The organism is Psychromonas sp., from assembly GCF_983033635.1.
The window spans coordinates 1-5,451 of sequence record NZ_CEZLMY010000116.1 but is presented as its reverse complement, the minus strand read 5'-3'; the positions used below and the strand labels follow the sequence as shown (position 1 = coordinate 5,451).

Annotated in this window: 5 protein-coding genes; 3 read left to right on the top strand and 2 right to left on the bottom strand. The window is 38.7% G+C overall.

What is annotated here, in order from left to right:
* Positions 1-330 precede the first annotated feature (330 nt).
* On the top strand, positions 331-1,281 hold the full coding sequence (locus AC4GME_RS13480; protein WP_490377756.1) for a LacI family DNA-binding transcriptional regulator: 951 nt from the start codon (positions 331-333) through the stop codon (positions 1,279-1,281).
* 66 nt (positions 1,282-1,347) lie between these two features.
* Here the strand turns inward: AC4GME_RS13480 and AC4GME_RS13475 are convergent, their stop codons facing one another.
* Positions 1,348-2,538 (bottom strand): carbohydrate porin, encoded by a 1,191-nt coding sequence (locus AC4GME_RS13475; RefSeq protein ID WP_490377757.1) that lies wholly within the window; start codon positions 2,536-2,538, stop codon positions 1,348-1,350.
* Positions 2,539-3,212: 674 nt separating this feature from the next.
* Positions 3,213-3,443, bottom strand: coding sequence for a cysteine-rich CWC family protein (locus AC4GME_RS13470; protein WP_490378691.1), 231 nt, complete (start codon positions 3,441-3,443; stop codon positions 3,213-3,215).
* 209 nt (positions 3,444-3,652) lie between these two features.
* On the opposite strand from AC4GME_RS13470, the gene AC4GME_RS13465 reads away from it, so the two are divergent.
* Entirely contained in the window at positions 3,653-4,459 is an 807-nt protein-coding gene (locus AC4GME_RS13465; RefSeq protein ID WP_490378690.1) for a Cof-type HAD-IIB family hydrolase, read from the top strand.
* Between the two features lie 186 nt (positions 4,460-4,645).
* Positions 4,646-5,290, top strand: coding sequence for a trimeric intracellular cation channel family protein (locus AC4GME_RS13460; protein ID WP_490378689.1), 645 nt, complete (start codon positions 4,646-4,648; stop codon positions 5,288-5,290).
* Positions 5,291-5,451 lie beyond the last annotated feature (161 nt).

The following is a 5,451-nucleotide window of genomic DNA, read 5'->3' as shown; positions in this document are numbered from 1 at the left end:
CTGATTAACCATAGAAATTGATGTGCTGCCATCCAGAATTGTGACTGATTAACCAATGCACCATTACCAGTCAAATCAATTTCCATTAGGTTACGAACCCTAAAATTAAACCACCAGTAAGAATAGCGGTAACACTGGTACAAACTGTTCGGCTAAATTGGTTAGTACAGGATAGGTCCTTTTGCAATGGCGGATTAACAAGGTAAATAAAAGCGGTAAGGAAATATATTGTTAATAAGCTAACAATTTTATTTTTAGCACCAGTAATTAATATCCTATAGAATATGTTAAATTATCCCTTAAGTTCCCCTCATGATGACTCGGAAGACCATGAAAAAATTAACAATTCGTGATATTGCTGAATTAGCTGGCGTAGGTAAATCTACGGTTTCCAGAGTAATAAATAATGATCCAAAAGTTAAAGCAGAGACGCAAAAAAAAATTCGCGACATAATTAAGGAAGTGGGTTATAAACCTTCCGCCGTGGCACGAGCAATGAATAATCAGCCGATTAAAAGCATTGGTATTATTGTCACTCGTTTAAGCTCGTCATCAGAAAATCAGGCATTAAGTGAAATCATCGATTTTTTTCACCAGCATGAATATGAAGTGCTGGTGTTAGAAAGTCGTTACGACTGTGAGTTACTTAATACACATATTGAATTAATGGTGCAAAAGCAGGTTGAAGGCATCATCTTTTTTGGTTTTTCCGAGCAAGGGCTGATAAACAAAGATCTGTTTAATGGCAATATTGTTATGATCGCAGTTGAGCAGGCAGGGATATCTTCTGTTACTACCAACAGCCAGCTTGCGGTTAAACACTGCTTTGAGCATTTAAAAGCGAATAACGCTCAGCACATCGCTTTTCTGGGCGTCCATGAAAGTGATATTCAAACCGGAAAATTGCGCTTAGATGCTTATAAACAACAGTGTCAGGCACATAACGTAGAGCCCATTATCTATTTAACCGACATGGAATACCTTAATGGTGCAATGGGGTGTAAAACTTTACTTAAAGCCGGCGCAGACGCTATTATTTGCGGTACCGAGCGATTAACGGGCGGGGCATTGGTGCATCTGCTTCGAGAAGATAAAATTACCGTACCGATTACAGCCGTTGGTATCAACGATTACATTCGAATGTTAAACCCGGCTATTTTTGCCGCCGATCTGCAATATGCAAAAGTGGGTAGAGAAGCAGCCATCTTGCTCTTTCAAAAAATAAAAGGCAGCAATAAAAATACGGATACGGTTGTAGAGCCGATAATGATTCAGAATTAATATCTGTTTCTTTAGATAAAAAAATAGGAGCACGAAGGCTCCTATTTATAAACTAACTGCTGGTGTTTACCACCATGCTTCAGCTTGCATACCAACACTAATTTCGCTATCGGCACCGTTAAATGCTGTACCTTCAGAATCTGTTAAGTATGAAGTGTAAACGCGAATTTCAGGACGTGACCAAAAACCGGTGTGTGGTACCCATGCTTGTGCAAGAGTAAATTTACTACCACCAGCATCAACATCGTTGATTGTTTGTGTAAAACCACCTACTTCTACGATGGTACGTAACTTTTTATTCCATTTGTACATTGGACGAGCTACTACACTGAATATTGTGTCATCAGTCGCAGTACCATCAACATCAGAAGCCTGAGCATAAAGCACTGAGTGGCCAAATTCTATGTTATCGCCTAAAGATACAACACCCCAGTTAATAATACGGAAGCCTTCTGCATCGTTATCATTAACGTCACGTACTACACCGTTACCAGAACCGTAATTAGTCATTTGTTCTGCATATCCGGCAGAAGCTGCTTGAACAATGGTTTTATTAAATCCAGCATCCAAATTTTGTGTTAAGCTCGCGGTCAGCATTATGCTGTCATCAGCATCAATTGACTGTCCATTTCTTTCATGGCCATAGTTGTAGTCAATGCCTACTTCCAAGTCTGCCTTGTTCCATAGAGGAATGCCTGCATAACGAACATCGGCTATCACTGCTGTGATTTCTTGACCATCAGCAGTCGCATCACCTGTATCGTCTTGAATTAATGCAAGTGATAATTTACCAGGACCGATGTTAATATGTTCAATACCCGCACCGATACCGCTTACATCCCAGTAGTAAGAATCAAGAATATGCACATCATGACGTTGGTAGAAACGGTCCCCCCCCCAAAGCACAATATCTTTATCTTCAAATAGACCTTTTGCTTGTACATTAAACTGTACAACACCTACATCACCGCCAGCACCGTCTTGGCCTTCCCAATAATAAAGCATTGAATCAACAACAAATGAAGATTCACCATCGTTGTAAACTTCTTTCTTAAGACCAAATTCACCGTATAGGTCATTTTCATTACCTAAACGTCCAACTTTATTGACTTCCCATTTTGGGTTAGCCCCACTTTCACTGCCTAGGCCGACACCGCCACGCATGTAACCGTTAAACTCTACTGGGGAAGCTGCAGCCATTAGATTCGATGATAATAGTGCTGCAGAAATTGCGGTCACAAGAGGTAATAGTTTCATAGTTGTATCCTTGTTATATTAAAGCTTAAATCAAATAAGCAGTTTGGTTTTGCCTAGCTAAACTAGGCATTTCTATTTATTGCTAACACCTTTTTTAAAATTGATTTCAGCAATGAATTTGGTTTACTTAATGCGCATCTTTTGTAAGTACATTTACAAGCACAATGTCATCTGTTTTTCGCCTATAGGTGGGACTGGTCCCATTTGTAGTTAAAAAAATATTTCTAATAAACTTCTCGCTCCTACTTAATTAATTCCAATTACAAATAACGAGTGGGACCGGTCCTTTTATAGTGTATAAATAACTGAACAAATAAAAGCCTCAAGGAATAATATTGTGACTAAGGTAACAATTTAATTTTTGTAGCTCTGAGTTGACTTTTTAAAAATCGTGAAGATAAAGCTGACTTGCATGCAGTGGCTGCTGGTATCAATAATTATATTTACATATTAAACCAGACTGTTTTTGCCACCGATCAGCAATCTGCAAAAGTGGCTAGAAAAGCAGCCACCCTGTTATTTCAAAATAACAAAAGCTAGCAATAAAAATACGGATACGCTTGTAGAGGCGATAATGATTCAGAATTAATATCTGTTGCTTTAGATAAAAAAACAGGATCGCGCAGGCTCCTGCTTATTAACTAGCAACAGAGGGTTACCATTATGCTTAAGTACTAATTAGATAAATCTAAAAAATCAGCCTTAAACTGTTCTTTATTTTCGTTATAAGCGTTAATACAGGATAAACAGATACATGACTTACGCTGTAAGTGCAACGGCAGCAACTCGGTAAGTGAAGTAGGTATTTCAACATTTTCACACCAACAGGCTTGGTCACTATAAGCCATACATTGGTTAACCCCTTTGCAGAATGGGCAAGCTTTTTGATCGGTAATAGTTGTCATAAATAGTTTCATTCTTGGTAGGTGAATAACTGTTCGTTATTGGTTATTTAAGTTGAATATTAACATCGATTACTAATGCTCCTAACAGAAAACATGCCTATATGAGCGCTTATGCAAATTAATTCACCGCAAATCAATAATAAGAATATTCGATTCTCTTACAAATTTCGAATACACTGACTACCGACTAAATTACTTGGGGAAATTTGATGTATAAACTTATTGCTTTGGATATGGATGGCACATTACTTAATAGCCAAAAAGCGTTAACCAGCCGTGTTCGTTCGGCGATAACATCGGCTAAAGAACAAGGCATAAAAGTTGTCTTAGCCTCTGGCCGCCCATTTGAAGGCATGTTACCTACACTAAAAGAGCTTGGCTTAGATGGTAAGGACGATTATGCCCTTACTTACAATGCGTCGTTAATTCTTAAAGTCGCTTGTAAAACAGTTGTTAGCAGTGCGATCTTAACCGGTCAGGATGCCATAGAGCTCAATAAAATTGCCAATAAATTAGGGGTTAATATTCTAGCCTACTCTATGACACGTGGTTTAATCACTCCAAAACAGAATAAATATACGGACTTCGAAGCAAAACTTAATGGTATTGAATTTACAGAGTTTGACTTCAATAAGCTTGAAGCAGATGAAGATATTCTAAAAGTGATGATGATTGATGAACCAGAGCTACTCTCAAAAGCAATAGATGAATTACCTCAAGCGCTGCAAGATAAATACTCTATGGCACGCAGCACGCCATTCTTTTTCGAATTTATGAATAAAGACAGCAATAAAGGCAAAGGCATGGCGGCATTAACTGCACATCTTGGACTTAGCCCTGAGCAAATTATTTGTGTCGGTGATGCAGCCAATGATTTAGAGATGATTAAATACGCCGGTCTTGGTGTGGCAATGGAAAATGCAATTGATGAAGTAAAAGCACACGCCAACTATATTACCGCAAGTAACGATGACGAAGGCGTTGCGCATGTTTTTGAAAAATATATTTTGAAATAAAATTAACTAACTTATTTTGGAAGCAATAAAAAGGACAGCTAACTTAGCCTGTCCTTTTTTGTTTAAACAGTTACCAATAACACCGCTTTGCTTTGCCATCTAAGCAAAATCATTTGATTTTTACCAATAGCCACAATCTTATATTTCCTCTACAATCCGTTTCTTTTTCAGTACAGATACAACGCTATGTTATTAACCATTCTTTACATTATCGGCATCACAGCGGAAGCGATGACCGGCGCGATTTCAGCAGGCAAAAGAAAAATGGATTGGTTTGGGGTGATGTTTGTTGCCAGTGTGGCTGCCATAGGTGGTGGCACAGCTCGTGATATTATTTTAGGTCACTACCCTGTTGGCTGGATAAAACATCCTGAATATATCATGATCACTTGCATTGCCGGTGTGTTTACTACTTTGATCGCACCTTGGGTGGTGCGAAATCAGCGACTTTTTATCGTTCTGGATTCAATTGGCTTGGTTGTATTTAGTATTATTGGCTGCCGCGTTGCTATAGATATGGGCCTGCCCCCGTTAATCTGCGTTATTGCAGCGATTGTTACTGGTATATTCGGAGGATTATTGCGAGATCTTATCTGCCGTCAAACACCATTGGTATTGCACAAAGAGCTGTACGCTTCGGTGGCACTGTTTGCCGCGGGTTTATATCTTACATTACTTTGCTATGGTATCGAAGATTCTATCGCCATAATCATTACATTAGCCGGCGGTTTTAGCCTGCGTATGATAGCGCTTAAATTTAGCTGGTCTTTACCTGTGTTTCATTTTGAACAAGAACAAACAGAACAAGGTACGCCAACAAAAGGTAAGTAATAGCAAATTAATTAGTTAAGTTCCCTCTATACCCAAGCTACCTCAAGATGCAAGAATCAGCAAGACGATAAATGATGAGATTCTAGGCAGATGGTTGATGATCTAGCACTCTAAATCAAAACCTTCTAACAACGAAGATCATCGTTTATCGCCTTGCCCTT